An 18,220-nucleotide genomic window follows, 5' to 3' on the forward strand; every position below is an offset into this window, starting at 1 on the left:
ATAAATCCCCATAGGCTATACTTACAGAAGTACGTACATAACGTAGCGCTTAGGGAAGAACACATATACCCAAAAATAAGGAGGATTTTATTCAATGAAAAAGAGTAATACAACTAGCGTAATGGCAGCTGTAGCCGTCTTGTCCGTCGTACTTCTGGCAGGATGCACAGAGTTACCGGGTAGGCAATCCGCTAATAATGAACTAGGAAAGAATATTACTGAAGATGTGCAGCAAAATATTGGTGAGGCTGTGAAGCAAGAGCTAGGTAAAGCCGCTGCAAGCGTGGAACAGGCCGTTCAGGATACAGCTACCAAGGTGGTCGACGAAGTTAAAGCAAACAGCATTAGCAAAGAACTATCCTTATCTAAAGAGATCGGCTCTGCTTCAGTGCTTAGCATGAACAATGCAGTGGGAGAAATAGAAGTTACATCAACTACGGGTGATCAAATTAATGTGAGTGCGACAATCTTAGCCCATAACGGCTCCGCTCATAAAGCTGACCGCCAGAAAATCTTGGATGACGCTGAGATTTCAATAGACGTTAGTGGCGATACTCTGAAGGTATCTACAAATTCCAAATCAAATCCGAAGAAGGATTTATGGACTTGGGCTCAAGACAAATACGGTTATTCAGATTTTAGCATTAACTATACCATTGAGATCCCCACCCGTATGGATGAATATCAAATCACCAATAATGTCGGGCAAATTCGTCTCCGCAATCTGGACGGAAATTACCGCGTCGTCAGCAACGTTGGAGCTATTGATATCGAAGGAGCTAACATCACCGGTAAGTCCACTCTAGAGTCTAATACAGGAAGCATACGCATGGATATAGCCGGAATGAAGAGTGATAGCCGTCTTAAAGCGACAACAAATGTAGGTAGCCTCAATGCTGTTCTAGCCGATGGCGTGAAATGTAGCTTGGTGGCTAAAAGTGATCTAGGCCAGATCACCGGGGTTGAGGGTGGCAAACGTGATGTTAACGGAGGAGGTCCTTTGTTGTCCTTAAGCTCTGATATAGGTGCAATTACAGTAGAGTAACCAACCACTAAAAACAGACCGTCCGGATTAGCGGACGGTCTGTTTTTGCATCATCATATCAGATTAATGCAATAGCCAACAGTGTGAACAAGCTGAGAGTTAAAATATTGTCAGCAGCATAAGGGTAACCAAAAAATGCAGAAGTCTGCACAGGTCCATTGGATCCTGTTCTTAAGTAAACATTATATCTGTCCACATCTGTAATCACACCTTCATGCTGTCTGCCATCAGTAGTCAGGATACGTACCCTTCTATTCTTACAACGTAAACAATTATAATAAGCCTCCACTAGTGTACTCCTCCTCATTCGTAATGATATACTCTATGGTGAGGAGTACAGGTCGGTAACGGCTAAGTTACATAGGTCATTTGTTTGGATCGATATTTACTTCCCGTTCTCTGCATTTTTTGTATTCCCAAAGGTTATATATAAGGAAAGACATATTTTCGGCTTGTTATCCGTACCATCCTATCCATTCAAGGAGGCCAATCGAATGAATGTAGCACGTAAACAGTTTATTAAGGAAGGCGTACTGCGTATTACCATCTTTATTATTTTATCATCGCTTACCTATACCGTTCGCAACTATGCATGGGCAGTTACTGTTCTCGTATGTTTTGCGCTTTACGCTCTACTTACAGGAGTATATCGCCTCTCAAGCAAAGAGTAGAATGCGCCTCCACGAATTTTTATAGTTAACCAAACGCCCCCTTTCCAAAGAGTTTTTAATTCTCCTTGAAGAGGGGGCGTTTACATTCTGATCAGAATCACAGGGTTTGACCTCTTAGTAGAGCACAATAAAACCATTAGATGTAGTGAACTTTCGTTCGCTATACTCTAATGGTTTTATTGGACTTGCTTATTCATACTTAATTATTAATCTTATATGTTCAAGCTTTAAAGGGCGAATGGGAATTACGATTTGCGATTTGTATAATAATCGATAATATCATTCACGGTGCGGAGCGGCTCCGCATCTTTGTGGATCGTGTCCACGCTAGGCTTGAATTCTTCACGCGTCTTCGTAGTCACTTCAGTTCATTCCTTTCAATAGTTAAGCTTGCTGCATCGTAAGCTGCATATAGTATTACGCCACCTCTATCTATTACCCCAAATAGAAGAGTTCAACGCACCTATGCTCATTTGTTTTGGAAATTACGCAAAAAAATACGAGATTATAGCCCTTCTTATACTTAATTAAAACATAACAAAAACGCCTCCTTAACGTAAGATACGTTAAAAAGACGTAAAATATGCCTGTTTTATTAAAATTTTACTCCGGCTTGATTTCATTTTTCAGACGTTCCAGTGTTTTCTTGTCTTTCAATGTTAGTTCTGCACTTTCGAGCAAATCAGGTCTACGTTCAAGTGTACGCTGTAACGCTTGCTCTCTCCGCCATACTTCGATGTTGGCGTGATGGCCACTCAGCAACATATCTGGTACCTTCCAGCCGCGAAATTCAGCGGGTCGAGTGTAGTGAGGATATTCCAACAGCCCTGTACTGAACGAATCCGTGATCGCAGAGGTTTCATTTCCAAGCGCCCCTGGCTGTAGCCGAACTACTGAATCAATAACCGTCAGTGCTGGTAGTTCTCCACCCGTTAGCACATAATCGCCAATCGACAGTTCATCTGTAACCAGATGCTCCCGTATCCGCTCATCGTAGCCCTCATAATGACCACATATAAAGATTAGATGCTGCTCTTGTGCCAGTTCCTCAGCAATCTTCTGATTATAGGTCTTTCCTTGTGGGCACATAAGAATGATGCGTGGCTTCACAGAGGAAGGCGACGGGACTGCAGATTCAGCACCATTCTCCAAAGGACTAGCCTCGATCCCCAATACATGTTCTACCGCTGCAAAGATCGGGTCAGGCTTTAGTACCATACCCCCGCCCCCGCCATACGGTGTATCATCCACACTGTTGTGCTTATTTCCTGAGAAATCACGAAAGTTCACAGCATTCAAAGATACAATCCCTTTTTCGCGTGCCTTACCAAGAATACTTGTGCTAAATACGCCTTCGCACATCTCCGGAAAGAGCGTTAGCACATCAATTCTGATCATGGCAATAGTCCTTCCATTAAGTGAACCGTAATTCGTTTGGCCTCAATGTCCACGTTCAGCACTACATCGTTAATTACAGGGATAAGGATGTCTTGACCTTTAGCAGGCTTAACAACCCACACGTCATTTGCACCTGGCTGTAAAATTTCCGTAATTGTGCCAAGCGGTTCACTTCCAGCATCATCCGTATAAACTTCACAGCCAACGATTTGGTGGAAGTAATATTCGTTCTCTGGCAGATCAACCAGATCATTACTTGGCACCTTAAGCAAACTTCCCTTATACTTTTCCACTTCGTTAATATTGGTATATCCCTTAAGCTTAACGATAAACATACCCTTATGCTCTCGAGCGGATTCTACAGTCACTTCGAATTTTGCACTGCCATCTGCAGGAATGACGAACAGCTTCTTGTCTTTAGCGAAACGAACCTCAGGAAAATCGGTATGGGATAATACTTTAATCTCCCCGCGAATTCCATGTGTATTCACAAGCCGGCCTACGGTTAATTCTTCCGTCATATAACCCTCTCCTCTACAAGCTTCATCTATATATTTGAACAAAAAGGAGCCGGGATATACTATCCCTAGCCCCTCATTGTACGCATTATTTAAGATAAAATATCTACAGTTACGCGTTTATCGCTCTTGACTGCTGCAGATGTGACTACTGTACGGAGCGCCTTGGCGATCCTGCCTTGCTTGCCGATGACCTTTCCTACATCATCTGGATGTACGGACAGCTCATAGACAATCAAATGCTCTTTCTCCACAGCCCGTACCGTCACATCTTCTGGATGATCCACTAAAGCCTTAGCAATTACTCCAACTAATTCTTCCATAGAGGACCCTCGCAATCAGTCATTATTTCTGTTGCTTAAGCTCATGAAACTTCTTCATCACGCCTGCTTTGGAAAGCAAGTTGCGGACGGTATCAGATGCTTGCGCACCTGTTTGAAGCCATTTAAGAGCTTTTTCCTCATCGATCTTAACTACTGCCGGTTGTTCAATCGGATTATAATAACCGATTTCCTCGATAAAACGACCGTCACGAGGGGACCGGGAATCGGAAACCACTACACGATAGAAAGGCGCTTTATGCGCTCCCATTCTTTTTAGACGAATACGTACTGCCACGAAAAATCACCTCCTTATAATAGTTTCCAACATTAGTTGGACAGACATTCAAGATCATTTAAAAGGGAATTTCAGCCCTTTTCCACCACCAAGACCTTTAAGCTGCTTCATGGCATTTTTCTTGGAGGCTTTGCCGCCTCCGCCCATCATGCCGGAGAATTGCTTCATCATCTTACGCATCTCATCAAATTGTTTGATGAGGCGGTTGACCTCAGCGACTGAGGTTCCGCTGCCGGTTGCAATACGCTTGCGGCGGTTATGGTTAATGATCTCAGGCTGTTGCTTCTCCGCCTTAGTCATAGAATGAACTATGGCTTCAACGCGTCCCATTTGCTTATCGTCGACCTTTAAATCTTTAATGCCCTTGGCTTTGTTCATACCCGGGAGCATATCAAGAATTTGATCGATAGGGCCTAGCTTCTTCACCTGATCCATTTGCTCTAGGAAATCGTCGAACGTAAACTCTGCATTACGCATCTTACGTTCCATTTCTTTAGCCTTGTCAGTATCAATGTTCGCTTGGGCTTTCTCAATCAGCGACAGCATGTCGCCCATACCCAGAATCCGCGAAGCCATACGTTCCGGATGGAACGGCTCCAGCGCGTCGATCTTCTCCCCTAAAGCAGCGAATTTAATCGGGCAACCGGTAACAGCTTTTACTGACAGTGCAGCACCACCACGGCTATCGCCGTCGAGTTTCGTCAATACGACCCCTGTAAGCTCAAGCTGTTTATTAAAGCTCTCGGCTACATTCACGGCGTCTTGACCCGTCATAGCATCTACTACAAGAAGTACTTCATCAGGATTTACAACATTGTGAATCTGCTTGAGTTCTTCCATTAGTTCTTCATCAATATGCAGGCGGCCTGCAGTATCGATAATAACATAATCAAGTCCGTTATCCTTCGCATGTTGTACAGCTTGTCTGGCAATTTCTACCGGACTAGTCTGATCACCAAGTGAGAATACAGGAACCTTAATCTGTTCTCCCAGCACTTGCAGCTGCTTGATAGCAGCAGGCCGGTAAATATCTCCCGCAACCAGGAGCGGACGATGATTGCCCTTCTGTAACAGCTTAGCTAGCTTACCCGAAGTGGTTGTCTTACCAGCCCCTTGTAGCCCCGCCATCATAATGACGGTCGGCGGCTTGTTCGACTTGGCCAGCTTCGCTTGGCTTCCGCCCATCAGCTCGGTTAGTTCCTTGTTGACGATGTCGATAATTACCATGCCAGGCGTAAAGCTGTCCATGACTTCCTTGCCGATGGACTTTTCTTTCACCTTAGCCACGAATTCTTTAACTACCTTGAAGTTAACATCGGCTTCCAGAAGGGCTAACCGCACTTCACGCATAGCTTCGTTTACGTCTTCTTCGGATACTTTACCTTTACCGCGTAGCTTGCTGAACACATTCTGCAATCTTCCGGTTAAACCTTCAAACGCCATATGCAGATTTCTCCCTTCATGCTACTCTAACCTCTGCAAGCGATCCACGATCTCCGCGAACCGAAGTTTATATTGCTCAGGCAGCATCCCATTCTCCGGCAGTCTGCGCAGCTCTTCTAAATATTTAGTACGACTCTCATGTTTCACTAATAGTCCAAGTTTTTCTTCATAATTCTCAAGGACTTGCTCAGCGCGCTTAATATGCTCATAAACAGCTTGGCGGCTGATTTCAAATTCAGCGGCAATCTCTCCCAAGGAAAAATCATCGTGAAAATAATATTTAAGAAACGTTTGCTGCTTATCTGTAAGCAGTCGTTCATAGAAGGCAAAAAGCAAATTGATACGATTCGTTTTCTCGAGCCTATTCTCCTGACTCATTAAGGACAACCCCTTCGTCAAGGAAAAACACTTTACACCTTCACAACGTCCCTTATGATACCTAAAAGAAAGAGAGATGTCAAGCACTTTTGCTTGTCATCTCTTTCTTTATTAAAAATCCATATTTTCCGCGATAAATCCGCTTGAAATTATTGGATTGGCAGTACATAAACCAATATGGCGAAGAAATGTGTGACACTGCCTGCAAGAACAAATACATGCCAGATCGCGTGATGGAACGGAAACCCTCTCCATACATAAAAAACTGTACCTAGAGTATAAAGCACTCCGCCAGCCATCAGCAGAATCATACCACCGTCCGCTACCACTGCCGAAAGAGGATTCCAGGCGATAACAATCAGCCAACCCATAGCAATGTAGAATACCGTAGACATGAACAAGAACTTTTTAACAAAAAACGCTTTGAAGAAAACGCCAAATACTGCGATTCCCCATATAACACCAAATAAACTCCAGCCAAGTGTTCCCCGAATAGCTACTAGCAAAAAGGGTGTATACGTGCCTGCGATAAACAGATAAATAGAGGAGTGATCGAAAAATTCGAACAAATCCTTTGCCTTGCCCTCTTTGAGACTATGCACAAGTGTTGAATTGAGATACAGAAGCAGCATTGTCGTTCCATAAATGGAGAAGCTGACTACATGCCATGCCGTTCCTTTCAGACTTGCAAAAACAACAAGCAGGACAAGTGCAGCGACGCTTAATACAGCTCCGATCCCGTGCGTAATCGCATTCGCGACTTCTTCTCTCCGGGTGTAGGTGTGAGTATTTGCCATATCCATATCCTTCCGTCTAAGCTTTCTTTCTATTATACCACGCGGACCTCACTGGATTACAGTTTGTAAATCTCCGTGTATTTCTCCTCCAAATAATCAGCCAGATAATCTGGACTGAGCGGCTCACCTGTTACTTGTTCGATAATTTGCGAAGGGGTCAGACTTTTTCCGAAACGGTAGATTTTTTCTGTTAACCATTCTTTAATCGGCAAAAGATTTCCCGCAGCAATCAATTCATCGTAGTTCGGCAGCTCCTTGCGGAGTGTATTCAAGATTTGGGCAGCATACATATTTCCCAAAGAGTAGGATGCAAAATATCCGAAGTCTCCACCGGACCAGTGCACGTCCTGCAATACACCAAGCGCATCATTAGGCGGTGTAATACCTAAATATTCTTGATATTTAGCATTCCATACCTGAGGCAGATCTTTGACAGATAGTCCTTCATTAAAAATAAGCTTTTCGATCTCGTAACGCACAATAATGTGCAGATTGTATGTAAGCTCATCTGCTTCAATTCGGATGAATGAATTTTCCACACTGTTAATAGCCCGGTAGAAATCCTCTACATCTACATTAGCAAGCTGCTCTGGGAAATGCTGCTGCAGATCACCGTAATAACGTTGCCAGAACGCACGGCTGCGGCCGATCATATTCTCCCATAGTCTCGACTGAGATTCATGAATCCCCATCGAAGCGCCTTGAGCCAGCGGTGTTCCCACTAAATCTTGGCTGATATTTTGTTCGTAAAGCGCATGTCCACCTTCATGCAGTGAACTGAAGACGGCGCTAGTCACGTTATCAAGTAAATAAGCGGTCGTAATACGAACGTCACCTGGATTCAGCCCTGTAGCAAAAGGATGCACACTCTCATCCAAGCGGCCTGCGTCGAAGTCATAGCCCATTTGCTTCAGAATAAAGTTACCAAACTTTTGTTGCTGCTCTTTAGGGAAAATCTGCTGCAAGAAGCTGGTATCAGGTTTATTAGGTGAAGCAGCGATAGCTTCCACTAACGGAACCAAGCGGCTGCGGAGGCGACTGAACACTTCATCCACCTTTTCTACCGTGAGATCAGGCTCATACATATCTAGTAGCGTATCGTAACGTGTGCCATTTACACCCCAATAATCGATGAACTCTTGTTTCAGAGCTACGATTTTACTTAAATAAGGTTCAAATGTAGCAAAGTCATTGTTCTCCTTAGCTTCTTCCCAGATTGTTTGGGAATGAGCAGACAGGACAGCGTACTCTTCAAATCTTTTGGAAGGAATACTCTTACTGCGCTCATACTCTTTGCGGCAATCGTTGACGATCTTTTGTTGATTAGCTGTAAGCTGGCTCAACACTTCTGGACGGCTGAAAAATGCTGTGAAGTCACCCATCTCCTGTGAAATCTCAAGTCTGAACAATTCTCCACTCAGCATCCCAATCGTACCGGAACGAACTTCTACTCCCTTACGTGGTGCACCTGTGCGCAAATCCCAGTGCATTAATTCTATGGCCTCTGAATATCCACTAATTTTTGCTAATAACTCGCTGAATTGTTCCCATCGTTCCTTTACTTGTTGTTCCATTCTACTCCACCTGCTTTCTCTGTTTTACAGACTCCTCTTGATGATACTTTTTTGAATGAGTATAATCAACTTCAGAGATTACATCTCTAATTTTAAATATTTAATGAGTTACATAAGAAGCAGAGCATGCTTCGAACAAAAATCAAGGAGCGTGAACAGGGCTATGATGATTCAAGTTACACCTCTCGCAGAAAGGAAGTTGAAGGAAAGGCTTGGAGATCAGCCAGGATTTTTCAAGCTCTTTTATGATACGGTAGGCTGCGGGTGTGACGGAATTAATGTGTTACTGATTGTTTCAGAAGTGGAGCAAGGCGATTCTAGGATAGAGACGAATTCTCTTCCCTTTATCGTAAGCCGGCAACAGGAAATCTTTTATGAAGACAAGATGCGACTCGATGCAGAGGAACGTTTCTCTTCCTATAAGCTGGTCAGTGATTCTCAGATTTATGGCAACAATATCATGGTAAGAGATATGCGCAACGTAAGTACAATTCAAGGAATTTAAGGGAGGAAGCTAATATGAGCCACGTATCAGAAATTATTAACTTTAATAAAGGTTTTGTAGAGAATAAGGACTATGAAGCTTATTTAACCAGTCGTTATCCTGACAAAAAAATGCTGATCATCACCTGTATGGACACTAGACTCGTTGAATTATTGCCGAAAGCCATGAATTTCAAAAATGGTGATGTCAAAATCATCAAAAATGCTGGCGCGGTTATTTCTCAACCTTTTGGTAGTGTTATGCGTAGTGTAATGGTAGCTCTATATGAACTAGATGCTGAAGAAGTAATCGTGGTTGGACACTATGAATGCGGTATGGCCTCCCTCAATGCGGACCATATGATCAATTCCATTAAAGAACGTGGAGTATCTGAAGAAGTGCTGTCTACACTGGAGAATTCCGGAATCAAACTTACAAAATGGCTGCGTGGGTTTGACAATGTCGAAGAAGGGGTAATTCAGACTGTGGACCTGATTAAACGTCATCCACTGCTTCCCCCTAATGTACCTATCCATGGCATGATCATCGATCCGGCAACGGGAGCGCTTGAGCTTGTCGCTGATGGGTATAAGTAACGAATGACGACTCTCTAACTGCTGTTTGCGTGGATCCTGGATCCACGCTTTTTTTGTGTATAAAAGTATAAATTATGATAAATAAAATTGAAACCTTGTGGGGCATGTCTGCGTATTACCGACCATACACAAAAATTCATGCTCACAGGAGGGTTTTCGTACTAAATGAAACCAATGAAACGCGTAATGATGATTCTAATGGCCTTCACTCTGTTTTTTGCAGTGGTTGCTCCAGACTTTGCCGATGCACGTCGAGGTGGCGGCGGATTCAAATCCGGCACTCGCAGCTATTCAACAACTCCAAAAAAATCAACAACAACAAATAACATCAAAAAAAGTGACAGCACTAAAAGTTCCACAGCAGGATCTGCTGCAAATACAAAACGTGGCTTCTTCAGCGGCGGCAGCTTAATGAAAGGCATGATGATCGGTGGTTTGGCTGGATTATTATTCGGTGGAATGTTTGGTGGAATGGGAGCTTTTGGTGACTTCCTAGGCTTTGCCGTTAATATGCTAGCTATCTATGTATTGGTTATGCTCGTGATGTCCTTCTTCCGTCGTAGAAAAGAACGTCGCCGCTTAGAAGAACAGGATGGTCGTTACTAATGTCTACAATTGTTCTAAGCATGGATGAGATCATCAATGCCCTCTGTCTGCACATGGCGGAACGAAAGGCTGTTCGTCCAGAGGATGTTCAGGTAGAACTGAGCTGGGAAGAAGATACCGGTTACTCTGCAGAGGTTTGGGTACAGGGCCGCAGTCAATTTCTAGTGGAGTCCAATATGATTGAAGCGATCTTGCGTTACATGCTCAGCGAATATGGTGTTCGCGCCTATCGTGAAGATGTAAGACTGGACCTGGATGAGGAAATCACAGCGATTGTAAATACAGGGAACTAATGATAGTAAAAGGGACAACCCGAGGGGTTGTCCTTTTTTGATATAACGCTATTCATAGAAATATTGCTTTACCGTCCCTACTCCGTCTGCCACTTCAATTTCTGCATAAGCTCCATTAATAAAAGTAACCTGCGGCGGGACATGACCACAATCGATATCATAAACGATCGGTACCTTAAGCTCTTCAAATAGTTCAGCATAGATATCCTCGGCAGTATAGTTATCCACAGGCCGATTAGCTGGACTTCTGCCAAACATAATCCCCGAACAATTCTCAAACCACCCTGCCAGCTTCATCTGCACTAAAGATCTGCGTAAATCCGCTGTGTTCAATTCACAATTTTCCAAATACCAAACAATAGGTTCGTCATGAATCATTTCTTGCTGAAAATGCTGGAGCTTTCCATAAGGTGTGCCGATCAAATGCCTAATTACATCTATACAACCACCCAACAGACGTCCTTTCATCGTTACAGCATCTGTAGTTAGAGACTTCCAATAAGTCTCCTCTGTCAAATGAAAAACGCATGGCGAAGGCACATCATGCTGCCATTCCCGCTGATATTTAAGAGATGAATGCTGCACAATGGACTCACCCACTGGTGTCTCTAGAACCGCCTGCCAGAGGGTTGTAGTATCATCCGAATACTCTCCCCGTAAATCAATGAGATTCGCTCCGTGGGCAGTAGCCAACCCGGTTGTCAGCGTGACCGCAAGCAGCAAGACGCTTATATCTGAATATCCCACGATCCATTTGTCCTGCAAAGCATCAAAATCAATAAATTCCAGAGCTTCAATTAACAATTCCCCGCCCCAAGGCGGAATAAGGACATCGATTCCATCATCTTTGATCATCTCATTAAACTCATGACCACGAACATTGGCTGGTGCAGATTTAGCCTTATCTTGCTTCCATGCCGTTTCGCCGATAATGACATTAAATCCTTGCGACTTCAAACGGCTGGAGGCCAGTGTTAGTAGTTCTGCATTTTGAATGCCTACTCCAGATGAAGGTGCTGTAACGCCTATCGTCGCATTCTTTTTCAAAAAAGGGTATCTAATCATATGCCACCTCCCAGAGTTTGTACCCATTATATCCCTAAAGTGATAATGAGAACACCTTCTTCTAACACATACTTTACGCCTACAAAAAAAGGACCTGGCGGGATGCGTCAACGTATGACCACAAATCCTGCACATGTCCTTCTTCAATTAAATCCAAGCACTAGATTAAAGAGATAGCAAGCAGTTCAAACAACACAAGCGGTAAAATCACATTATTATTGTATGGGGGACCTGGATAAGGTCCTGGATATGGGCCAGGTCCCGGGCCCGGATGAGGATGATACGGCTGATGAGGGTTGTAAAACCCTCGGGGCATTTGCCCATTAGCTGCAACGTTCAGATACAAGTGTTTATTATCTACTCCGGCTATAACGCCTTCATGTACAAAGCCATCTATTGTCTGTACGTTCACCTTATGGTTAAGGTATGGCTTGCAAGATTGATGTAGGGAATCGCGGACACCGTGCAGGTGCCGGATCACAGCAGGATCGGCCTGATAAATCACATTCTGTTGCTGCCCAGTGTTAAATGTCGACATGGATGTTCTGACCTCCGTAAATGGATTTGCTCCATTCTATGCAGAAGCCTAGATTACGGTGCCTATTAAATGGGCTATTCTTAGAATGGCAGAGCGACCTTCTCAACCTTAACATTTACGGAAACTAGAGACAGTCCCATCATATTCTCAACAGCATTTCTTATATAGCAGACCTCTTGAATCACACATCCGTAATTAACTATGACCTGAAGATCGATGGCAACATCCACTTCTTTTACTTCAACGGACATTCCTTTTTTTACATTTTTACCGCTTAGACGTTTAGCCCAGTTGTCCGAGATACTGCTTCCTGACATGCCGGCAATACCCGGTGTGTCCAGAACCACTTGCCCGACGATCGAAGTCACCACATCATCTGAAATATGAATTAGTCCTTGCTCCGTTCCTTCATTCATAGAAATCCCTCCATAATGTTTTATTAACTTAAGAGATATCAGGACTCTCCTCTACCTCTATCTCTACCCGGCGTTGCTTGACAAACAAATAATAGGCCTTGGTCAAGACGATTTTAACAATCATATACAGCGGAATAATCAGCAATATCGCAATGATCCCGCCTAAATCACCGCCAACTAATACCAGGATAATCGTTGTCAGTGGATGAATATCGAGCTTTTTCCCAAAGATGTAGGGAGCGATTAAATTATCCTGTATCTGCTGCGCTACCAGAACAATGATGATGGACCAGACGGCTATAGACGGCGATTGAATGAATCCGATGATGAAAATAGGGATACTAGACAGTATCGCACCAATAAAAGGCACGAAGTTCATCACAACTGCGATTACAGTCAACAGCAATGCATATTGCAGGCCGATAATAAGGAAACCAATATACATCAGAACGCCTAAGGCTAAATTAACAAGCACCCGGCCCACGATAAAGCCACTAAGCGCACTGTCGATTTCAGTCATCATTGTAGTTCCTTCTTCACGATACTTCTTTGGAAAGAAACTTACAATCTTACGTCCGAATTTCCCACCTTCCTTAAGCATGTAGAATAACATAATCGGAAAGGTGAATAAAATGATCGCGAAATTCGAAACAAAAGAGAACAATCCTGATACGTAATTCGTTAACAGCGTAAACCCTTTATTCAAATAATCCGTCAATGTGGAGGCTGGATTCGCATCAGCAGGGATCAACGCAGACAGAAATTCATTATCTTCTAGTTTCAATAGCTGTTGATTCAAGGAGGCAATGAGATTCGGCATATTATCGACGAAATTAACTAATTGTGTGCGAAGTGAAGGCCAAACGCCGATAATAAAAGCAAACAGAAGCACTAAAATAACTACATATACGATGATAATCGCCAAAGAACGATTCAGCTTATATTTCTCCAAGGTATCGATCAGTGGCCGCAGCAGGTAATAAAAGAAACCCGCCAGCATTAAAGGCACTATAATGACACTGAACAAAGACAGGATCGGTGTGAATAAAAAATCTACGCGTGAGCCTAAAAATACAATGCCTAACACTAAAAGAATCGCTAGACAAACTCTGATGAAATTGTTCAGTTTAGCCATACTTTCTCTCCCGTCTTCTGATTTGGATGTCTTCCAGCTCGTTATTTCGGAATCCGGATGGTGAATACCGTAGGTTCCTTCTTTCGTCGACTGAGATGAAGCGTCCCCCCCATTTTCTCTGTATTTTTCATAGCTATCGAAAGACCTAGCCCTGTTCCTCCCGAAGCTGTCCGCGCTTTATCTCCCCGAACAAACGGATCAAACATTGTGGACCACAGCTCTTCTGGAATACCCACTCCAGTATCAGCGATTTCAATCGTGACTTCTTTCTCCAAAGGGATCACCTCCACACGCAAATGTGTACCTGGAGGATTATAGATCAGTGCATTGGAGATCAAATTATGAACCACACTCGAGAGCAGCTCCGCATCAAAGTTCAAGAACACATCCTCTTCGGGAACATTTAGATGCAAAACAAAGTTCTTTTGTTCAATCTCTCCGTACGTATCTGCAATGATTTCACGAATAAATTCGCCCAGTTCTTGATGTTCCATTCGTAGCAAGAAATCCGGTGAATCTATTTTTAACAGCTCCAGCATGTTCTGAATCAGCTTAGTAACCTGTGAGGATTTATTATAAATATAGCTTAAATATCTTTTTTGGCGTTCTTCATCCTCGCCTCTACCCTCTACAAGCGCCTGTGCAAAGCCTTGTATACTCGTTATCGGCGTCTTCAGATCATGGGACAGATCAACCATCATCCGTTTCTTACTTTCCTCTGCCTGGCGTTTTTCTTTGGTCGTCTTTTCAATTACGTCTGCCATATAATTAAAAGTCTCTCCAATTTGCGAAAATTCCTTCTCTGCATATAAAGCGATTCGAGTATCATAATTCCCCTGAATCATCTGCTTCAATCCAAGCGTGATGATACGCAGTGGTTTCCTGATTCGCCGCGCTACCCAATAGCTGTACACGATAATTAGCAAAAGAATCATTCCCACACCCAAAAAGACGTAGTATGAGAGCGAATGATTAAAGTAGGCCACGAAGGGATCACTATTAATGGTGATGGTGATAGCTTCCCGCGGCAGCTTCAAGAGCAGCCACTCCGATTCGCTCTGAGCATTTAGCGTGGTCAACGAGTAAAAGTAAGCTTGATCTTCTCCATTTTCCAAACTTTTTAAAAGCTGGTTACTGGTATATTGGGTTACACCGTCTTTTTTTTCTCCAACAACCTTGGTGACCTTCATGTCTTGATCCAAGACCTCGATCCATCCCCCGCTACGCAGAAGACGTTTGGTTTCTATCCCATGCTCCAGATTATCTCGATAAGCACTAGCTTCCACCTTCAAATCAGGATCAGCGATTTTATTTTTTTCAAAAATATGGGTCACATCAAGATTAATAAACAAATAATATACAATCACGAGAAAAAACAAAATACAGATAAACAACAAAAAATCCAGCGTCAGCGATGATTGTAAAGGTCGTTGATCTCTATTGCTCCATAGGCGCTTCAATTTTGTATCCCAGCCCTCTAATAGTCTTTAAATATACTGGCTTTTTGGAATCTTCCTCAATTTTTTCCCGGATATTGCTGATATGTACCATGATACTATTATCTTCGTACACATAGAAATCTTCCCACACGGCCTCATAGATTTTTTTGCGTGTAAAGACTCGTCCAGGCTGCTTCATCATTAGTTCCAAAATTTTGTACTCGGTAGAAGTAAGCACCACAGGTTCACCTGAACGATAGAGCAGACACTGGCTTTGATCCAGCATTAATTCACCTAATACAATCTGTTCAGCTTCTTTTTCCTCAACGACTTGCGCATCGAAATGATGTACACGCCGCAGCAGTGCTCCAACACGGGCTACTATTTCTAATGGATTAAACGGTTTGGAAATATAATCGTCGGCTCCTAGTTCAAGACCCAGAATTTTGTCATGATGTTCGCTTTTGGCGGATAAAAATAACACTGGAAAATGATGCACCTCGCGGATCTTTTTCAATAATTGCAGTCCATCCAGACCCGGCATCATAATATCCAGAATTGCCAAATCAACTTTATGGTTCTGTACCTGCGTTAAGGCTTCAGTACCACTGTTTGCTTCCAAAATGTTGTACTCTTTCTCTAAATATAATCTTAGCAATTCCACAATTTCTGCTTCATCATCAGCGATCAATATTGTATACATGATAATCCCCCCATCTAACTATATTCTGTGATTATTAACAGAGCCTAAACACAATCTAAAGAATAGCTAAATTATCACATAGTAATAAAATAAAAATCGCACACGGGAAACCGTCCCATGTACGATCGTAATTTGTCTGGATTGTGAGGATCACTACTTTAAAAAGCTACGCCAATTCCGCCTTCCCCAGCATAGGTTCCCATAACCGGCCCCATGCTTGAGAGTAAGACTTCTTTGAAGGGATGCTTTAGTAAAATGCGTTCTTTAATCTCGAGTGCCAGCTTCTCACAATTACTGTGTACAATAGCGATAACCGCTTTCTCGTAATCATGCTGCTTCTCATCCAAATGCGCTAGCAGACGATTCAGTGCTTTTGGAAGACCCCGGGTCTTCTCCACTACTTCGACAGTGCCTTCTTCGCTGATTTTGAGCAGCAACTTTATATTGAGTACAGACGCTACGGCTCCCGAGAGCCGACTTAGACGTCCGCCTTTCATTACATTCTCCAGAGTGTCCAGCGTAAAATAAGCGTTAACTTCCTCTATCTGCTGAAGTACCTTTTCCTTGAGCTCTTGCAAGCTTGAACAAGTTAAGGACCACTGCGCCGCCAGGCCGACAATCAATGACAGCCCGCCTGAGAAGTTTTTGGAATCTATAACCTCTATTGCATTGGTATGTCCTTCATCCTTATACATTTCCATAGCAATCATAGCCGTCTGATAAGTGCTACTAATATTAGAGGACATACAAATGACCATAATGTCAGTTCCCTCCTCCACTTGCTTGAACTTCTCAAGGAATTCGTTGGGACTTGGACTAGCTGTGGTAGGCAGCTCCTTGGATTCGCGCATTTGAGCATAAAAGCTTTTCGTGTCCGTATCTGCCGGCATTAACTCATGCCCAAAATGAACCGGTAGGTGGATCACGGAAACATTATACTTCTCCATGTAGTCAAGGGGTAGGTCTGAACCGCTGTCTGTTATGATCTTGATTGCCATAATATAAGTACTCTCCTTTCAATATCAGTACTATTATAGCCACCATAAAATGAAATCTCCAGTAACCTTTATAACTTGAAAAATTCTTCGATCTGTGTTATGTCTTTCTTCCTTAACTTGTCCTTATATGATATGGTTTATGAATAAGCGTATAGAAATGGAGTGTATGTATGAGTAAGGGTAGAGTATGGAACAGAGGCAAACATGATGGTACAGGACTATCGAGGAAAAAAACCGTAGATCAAGAGGGTGCAGCTTCTACTGAAACTAAATCCACAGAACCTTCGAATGAACCTTCCAATTCAAGAATTGATACCGTAAAACCGATGAATCGCACGAATTGGGTGACCAGACCCACCCGTGTCAGCAATAAAGATTCGAAAGACAAACGATAATTCATACATTCTGAGATTTGAGGACCCAGATGACGTTATTGGCAAATTTCCAGCCTTTTGAGCAGAGTTTCGGACTCCAGAGACGTTATTCCGTAGAATGAGGTTCATATATGGTGTCTTTAGTGCCATTAGTGGCTATACGGTCCGTTAGCATCCCAAATGCGGAATAAAACTGCGTTTAAGGTCATCTGTGTCCGATAGTTATCTTTGTACATGCAAAAGTAATAAAATCCAGCGAACAACAAAAAGGGTTGTCCCAGTAGCCATTTCATCATTTCATGGCTTATGGAACAACCCTCTTCTATTTTCTACGCCATATATCCTAACTCCGCTTCATCTCTGGAGGGGGCTTCGCCAATTAACTGCTTCAATAGTTTTTTCATCATTACCGAAGCCTTTACTTTGGTATGGAGACACGGAGAAACCTCTATTTCATAGTTCCCTTGTTTGATAGCTTCCTTCAATTCTTCCACAGTTGAGCAGGAGTCTTGCAGACGATTCACAACACTGCCATATTGCAAACACTGATGACTGTCACTGCCAGCAATCACAGGCACACCCAGCTTCTCAGCAAAGGGCGTGATCAGGTTTTTATAGGTCTCCACCCCCTGCATGTAAATATCCTTAGCGTTGAAATCAAAAGCGTCTAATCGCTGAAGCAATGCCGGATCCAGTTGATGTAAAGGTGTAGAAGTTCGGAAGGGATGGGCTCCGATTTTCCAAAGATTATGTTCGTCGGCCATATCAAGCAACTGCTTAAAAGGTATGAAATTCCCCTCCTGCGTATGCTCATCTAGTAAAGCGCGAACAGCTAGAACATTCTCCTTCAGTCCGATCAACAGGATATGACCTGTCTCCGCGATATCCACTTCCATGCCTGGAAACAGTTTAAGTCCGTTCACATCGTAATAATGCCCGTTATAGGGATAAGTCTGATCCAGCGCATCATACATCGCAAAGAAATTAGAAGTATTAAAATGCTCGGTCAATGCTACAGCCTGTAATCCATTTGCCTTGGCTTCGAACATCATCTCCGCAAAATATTCGGGGGAAAACGTAGATTTTTTAGATAATTTACCATGGGTATGCAGATCAATATTCATCATGTCT

Annotated in this window: 24 protein-coding genes; 7 read left to right on the top strand and 17 right to left on the bottom strand. The window is 43.1% G+C overall.

Features of this window, described 5'->3' with window-relative positions:
- Positions 1–94: 94 nt before the first annotated feature.
- Entirely contained in the window at positions 95–1,045 is a 951-nt protein-coding gene (locus MHI15_RS01950; RefSeq protein WP_036688593.1) for a hypothetical protein, read from the top strand.
- A 58-nt stretch (positions 1,046–1,103) separates the two neighbouring features.
- On the opposite strand, the gene MHI15_RS01955 is transcribed toward MHI15_RS01950, so the two are convergent.
- Positions 1,104–1,334 carry a hypothetical protein gene (locus tag MHI15_RS01955; protein ID WP_036688596.1) on the bottom strand — a complete coding sequence of 77 codons (231 nt, stop codon included), beginning with the start codon at positions 1,332–1,334 and terminating at the stop codon, positions 1,104–1,106.
- 205 nt (positions 1,335–1,539) lie between these two features.
- On the opposite strand from MHI15_RS01955, the gene MHI15_RS01960 reads away from it, so the two are divergent.
- Complete coding sequence (locus MHI15_RS01960; protein WP_341164069.1) at positions 1,540–1,716, top strand: hypothetical protein; 177 nt, start codon at positions 1,540–1,542, stop codon at positions 1,714–1,716.
- A 603-nt stretch (positions 1,717–2,319) separates the two neighbouring features.
- On the opposite strand, the gene trmD is transcribed toward MHI15_RS01960, so the two are convergent.
- The 8 genes from trmD to MHI15_RS02000 form a co-directional block, all read right to left on the bottom strand.
- Entirely contained in the window at positions 2,320–3,111 is a 792-nt protein-coding gene (trmD, locus tag MHI15_RS01965; protein WP_076279625.1) for a tRNA (guanosine(37)-N1)-methyltransferase TrmD, read from the bottom strand.
- Positions 3,111–3,635, bottom strand: coding sequence for a ribosome maturation factor RimM (gene rimM / locus MHI15_RS01970; RefSeq protein WP_036688599.1), 525 nt, complete (start codon positions 3,633–3,635; stop codon positions 3,111–3,113). The genes trmD and rimM overlap by 1 nt, the downstream gene beginning before the upstream one ends.
- An 89-nt stretch (positions 3,636–3,724) precedes the next feature.
- Positions 3,725–3,955, bottom strand: a complete 231-nt coding sequence (locus MHI15_RS01975; RefSeq protein ID WP_036688600.1) for a KH domain-containing protein — start codon at positions 3,953–3,955, stop codon at positions 3,725–3,727.
- 22 nt (positions 3,956–3,977) lie between these two features.
- A complete protein-coding gene (gene rpsP, locus MHI15_RS01980) occupies positions 3,978–4,250 on the bottom strand; it encodes a 30S ribosomal protein S16 (RefSeq protein ID WP_036688604.1) in 273 nt (90 codons plus the stop codon).
- 54 nt (positions 4,251–4,304) lie between these two features.
- On the bottom strand, positions 4,305–5,693 hold the full coding sequence (gene ffh / locus MHI15_RS01985; RefSeq protein WP_036688607.1) for a signal recognition particle protein: 1,389 nt from the start codon (positions 5,691–5,693) through the stop codon (positions 4,305–4,307).
- Between the two features lie 21 nt (positions 5,694–5,714).
- Positions 5,715–6,071, bottom strand: coding sequence for a YlxM family DNA-binding protein (gene ylxM / locus MHI15_RS01990; RefSeq protein ID WP_036688609.1), 357 nt, complete (start codon positions 6,069–6,071; stop codon positions 5,715–5,717).
- Between the two features lie 149 nt (positions 6,072–6,220).
- A complete protein-coding gene (gene trhA, locus MHI15_RS01995; RefSeq protein ID WP_076279607.1) occupies positions 6,221–6,868 on the bottom strand; it encodes a PAQR family membrane homeostasis protein TrhA in 648 nt (215 codons plus the stop codon).
- 56 nt (positions 6,869–6,924) lie between these two features.
- The gene (locus tag MHI15_RS02000; protein ID WP_036688614.1) at positions 6,925–8,442 is read right to left on the bottom strand and encodes a carboxypeptidase M32; all 1,518 of its coding nucleotides are present in this window, start codon (positions 8,440–8,442) and stop codon (positions 6,925–6,927) included.
- A 163-nt stretch (positions 8,443–8,605) separates the two neighbouring features.
- Between MHI15_RS02000 and MHI15_RS02005 the strand changes: the two genes are divergently transcribed.
- The 4 genes from MHI15_RS02005 (at position 8,606) to MHI15_RS02020 (ending at position 10,421) form a co-directional block, all read left to right on the top strand.
- Positions 8,606–8,947: an iron-sulfur cluster biosynthesis family protein gene (locus MHI15_RS02005; RefSeq protein WP_076127099.1), complete on the top strand. Its 342-nt coding sequence runs from the start codon at positions 8,606–8,608 to the stop codon at positions 8,945–8,947.
- A gap of 14 nt (positions 8,948–8,961) precedes the next feature.
- Positions 8,962–9,522: a beta-class carbonic anhydrase gene (locus MHI15_RS02010; RefSeq protein ID WP_339187575.1), complete on the top strand. Its 561-nt coding sequence runs from the start codon at positions 8,962–8,964 to the stop codon at positions 9,520–9,522.
- 174 nt (positions 9,523–9,696) lie between these two features.
- Positions 9,697–10,128, top strand: a complete 432-nt coding sequence (locus MHI15_RS02015; RefSeq protein WP_081383222.1) for a hypothetical protein — start codon at positions 9,697–9,699, stop codon at positions 10,126–10,128.
- Positions 10,129–10,136: 8 nt separating this feature from the next.
- Positions 10,137–10,421: a YxcD family protein gene (locus tag MHI15_RS02020; RefSeq protein ID WP_036689115.1), complete on the top strand. Its 285-nt coding sequence runs from the start codon at positions 10,137–10,139 to the stop codon at positions 10,419–10,421.
- Positions 10,422–10,469: 48 nt separating this feature from the next.
- On the opposite strand, the gene MHI15_RS02025 is transcribed toward MHI15_RS02020, so the two are convergent.
- From MHI15_RS02025 to MHI15_RS02055, 7 genes are all read right to left on the bottom strand, one after another.
- Positions 10,470–11,486: a S66 family peptidase gene (locus tag MHI15_RS02025; RefSeq protein WP_076301634.1), complete on the bottom strand. Its 1,017-nt coding sequence runs from the start codon at positions 11,484–11,486 to the stop codon at positions 10,470–10,472.
- A gap of 160 nt (positions 11,487–11,646) precedes the next feature.
- Entirely contained in the window at positions 11,647–12,024 is a 378-nt protein-coding gene (locus tag MHI15_RS02030) for a hypothetical protein (RefSeq protein ID WP_036688624.1), read from the bottom strand.
- Between the two features lie 80 nt (positions 12,025–12,104).
- Positions 12,105–12,440, bottom strand: coding sequence for an Asp23/Gls24 family envelope stress response protein (locus tag MHI15_RS02035; RefSeq protein ID WP_341164070.1), 336 nt, complete (start codon positions 12,438–12,440; stop codon positions 12,105–12,107).
- Positions 12,441–12,468: 28 nt separating this feature from the next.
- Positions 12,469–13,575 carry an AI-2E family transporter gene (locus MHI15_RS02040; protein ID WP_036688627.1) on the bottom strand — a complete coding sequence of 369 codons (1,107 nt, stop codon included), beginning with the start codon at positions 13,573–13,575 and terminating at the stop codon, positions 12,469–12,471.
- A gap of 41 nt (positions 13,576–13,616) precedes the next feature.
- Positions 13,617–15,035: a sensor histidine kinase gene (locus MHI15_RS02045; protein ID WP_076182735.1), complete on the bottom strand. Its 1,419-nt coding sequence runs from the start codon at positions 15,033–15,035 to the stop codon at positions 13,617–13,619.
- The gene (locus tag MHI15_RS02050; protein WP_170914177.1) at positions 15,013–15,720 is read right to left on the bottom strand and encodes a response regulator transcription factor; all 708 of its coding nucleotides are present in this window, start codon (positions 15,718–15,720) and stop codon (positions 15,013–15,015) included. The genes MHI15_RS02045 and MHI15_RS02050 overlap by 23 nt, the downstream gene beginning before the upstream one ends.
- A 155-nt stretch (positions 15,721–15,875) precedes the next feature.
- A complete protein-coding gene (locus MHI15_RS02055; RefSeq protein WP_036688632.1) occupies positions 15,876–16,715 on the bottom strand; it encodes a DegV family protein in 840 nt (279 codons plus the stop codon).
- Between the two features lie 170 nt (positions 16,716–16,885).
- Here MHI15_RS02055 and MHI15_RS02060 point away from each other — a divergent pair, with 170 nt between their 5' ends.
- Positions 16,886–17,110: a hypothetical protein gene (locus MHI15_RS02060; protein WP_339187582.1), complete on the top strand. Its 225-nt coding sequence runs from the start codon at positions 16,886–16,888 to the stop codon at positions 17,108–17,110.
- Between the two features lie 308 nt (positions 17,111–17,418).
- Here the strand turns inward: MHI15_RS02060 and MHI15_RS02065 are convergent, their stop codons facing one another.
- A complete protein-coding gene (locus MHI15_RS02065; RefSeq protein WP_305953529.1) occupies positions 17,419–18,216 on the bottom strand; it encodes a PHP domain-containing protein in 798 nt (265 codons plus the stop codon).
- Positions 18,217–18,220: the final 4 nt, after the last annotated feature.

The organism is Paenibacillus sp. FSL H7-0918 (assembly GCF_038007025.1).
GTDB classification, from domain to species: domain Bacteria; phylum Bacillota; class Bacilli; order Paenibacillales; family Paenibacillaceae; genus Paenibacillus_AQ; species Paenibacillus_AQ odorifer.

Bases quoted from the DNA above. Each gene is read 5' to 3' on its own strand.
- MHI15_RS02000 (WP_036688614.1), bottom strand. From the start codon at position 8,442: ATGGAACAACAAGTAAAGGAACGATGGGAACAATTCAGCGAGTTATTA.
- MHI15_RS02005 (WP_076127099.1), top strand. From the start codon at position 8,606: ATGATGATTCAAGTTACACCTCTCGCAGAAAGGAAGTTGAAGGAAAGG.
- MHI15_RS02065 (WP_305953529.1), bottom strand. From the start codon at position 18,216: ATGATGAATATTGATCTGCATACCCATGGTAAATTATCTAAAAAATCT.
- trhA (WP_076279607.1), bottom strand. From the start codon at position 6,868: ATGGCAAATACTCACACCTACACCCGGAGAGAAGAAGTCGCGAATGCG.
- ylxM (WP_036688609.1), bottom strand. From the start codon at position 6,071: ATGAGTCAGGAGAATAGGCTCGAGAAAACGAATCGTATCAATTTGCTT.
- MHI15_RS02040 (WP_036688627.1), bottom strand. From the start codon at position 13,575: ATGGCTAAACTGAACAATTTCATCAGAGTTTGTCTAGCGATTCTTTTA.
- rimM (WP_036688599.1), bottom strand. From the start codon at position 3,635: ATGACGGAAGAATTAACCGTAGGCCGGCTTGTGAATACACATGGAATT.
- MHI15_RS01975 (WP_036688600.1), bottom strand. From the start codon at position 3,955: ATGGAAGAATTAGTTGGAGTAATTGCTAAGGCTTTAGTGGATCATCCA.
- MHI15_RS02035 (WP_341164070.1), bottom strand. From the start codon at position 12,440: ATGAATGAAGGAACGGAGCAAGGACTAATTCATATTTCAGATGATGTG.
- MHI15_RS02030 (WP_036688624.1), bottom strand. From the start codon at position 12,024: ATGTCGACATTTAACACTGGGCAGCAACAGAATGTGATTTATCAGGCC.
- ffh (WP_036688607.1), bottom strand. From the start codon at position 5,693: ATGGCGTTTGAAGGTTTAACCGGAAGATTGCAGAATGTGTTCAGCAAG.
- MHI15_RS02015 (WP_081383222.1), top strand. From the start codon at position 9,697: ATGAAACGCGTAATGATGATTCTAATGGCCTTCACTCTGTTTTTTGCA.
- MHI15_RS02060 (WP_339187582.1), top strand. From the start codon at position 16,886: ATGAGTAAGGGTAGAGTATGGAACAGAGGCAAACATGATGGTACAGGA.
- MHI15_RS02010 (WP_339187575.1), top strand. From the start codon at position 8,962: ATGAGCCACGTATCAGAAATTATTAACTTTAATAAAGGTTTTGTAGAG.
- MHI15_RS02055 (WP_036688632.1), bottom strand. From the start codon at position 16,715: ATGGCAATCAAGATCATAACAGACAGCGGTTCAGACCTACCCCTTGAC.
- MHI15_RS01950 (WP_036688593.1), top strand. From the start codon at position 95: ATGAAAAAGAGTAATACAACTAGCGTAATGGCAGCTGTAGCCGTCTTG.
- MHI15_RS02025 (WP_076301634.1), bottom strand. From the start codon at position 11,486: ATGATTAGATACCCTTTTTTGAAAAAGAATGCGACGATAGGCGTTACA.
- MHI15_RS01960 (WP_341164069.1), top strand. From the start codon at position 1,540: ATGAATGTAGCACGTAAACAGTTTATTAAGGAAGGCGTACTGCGTATT.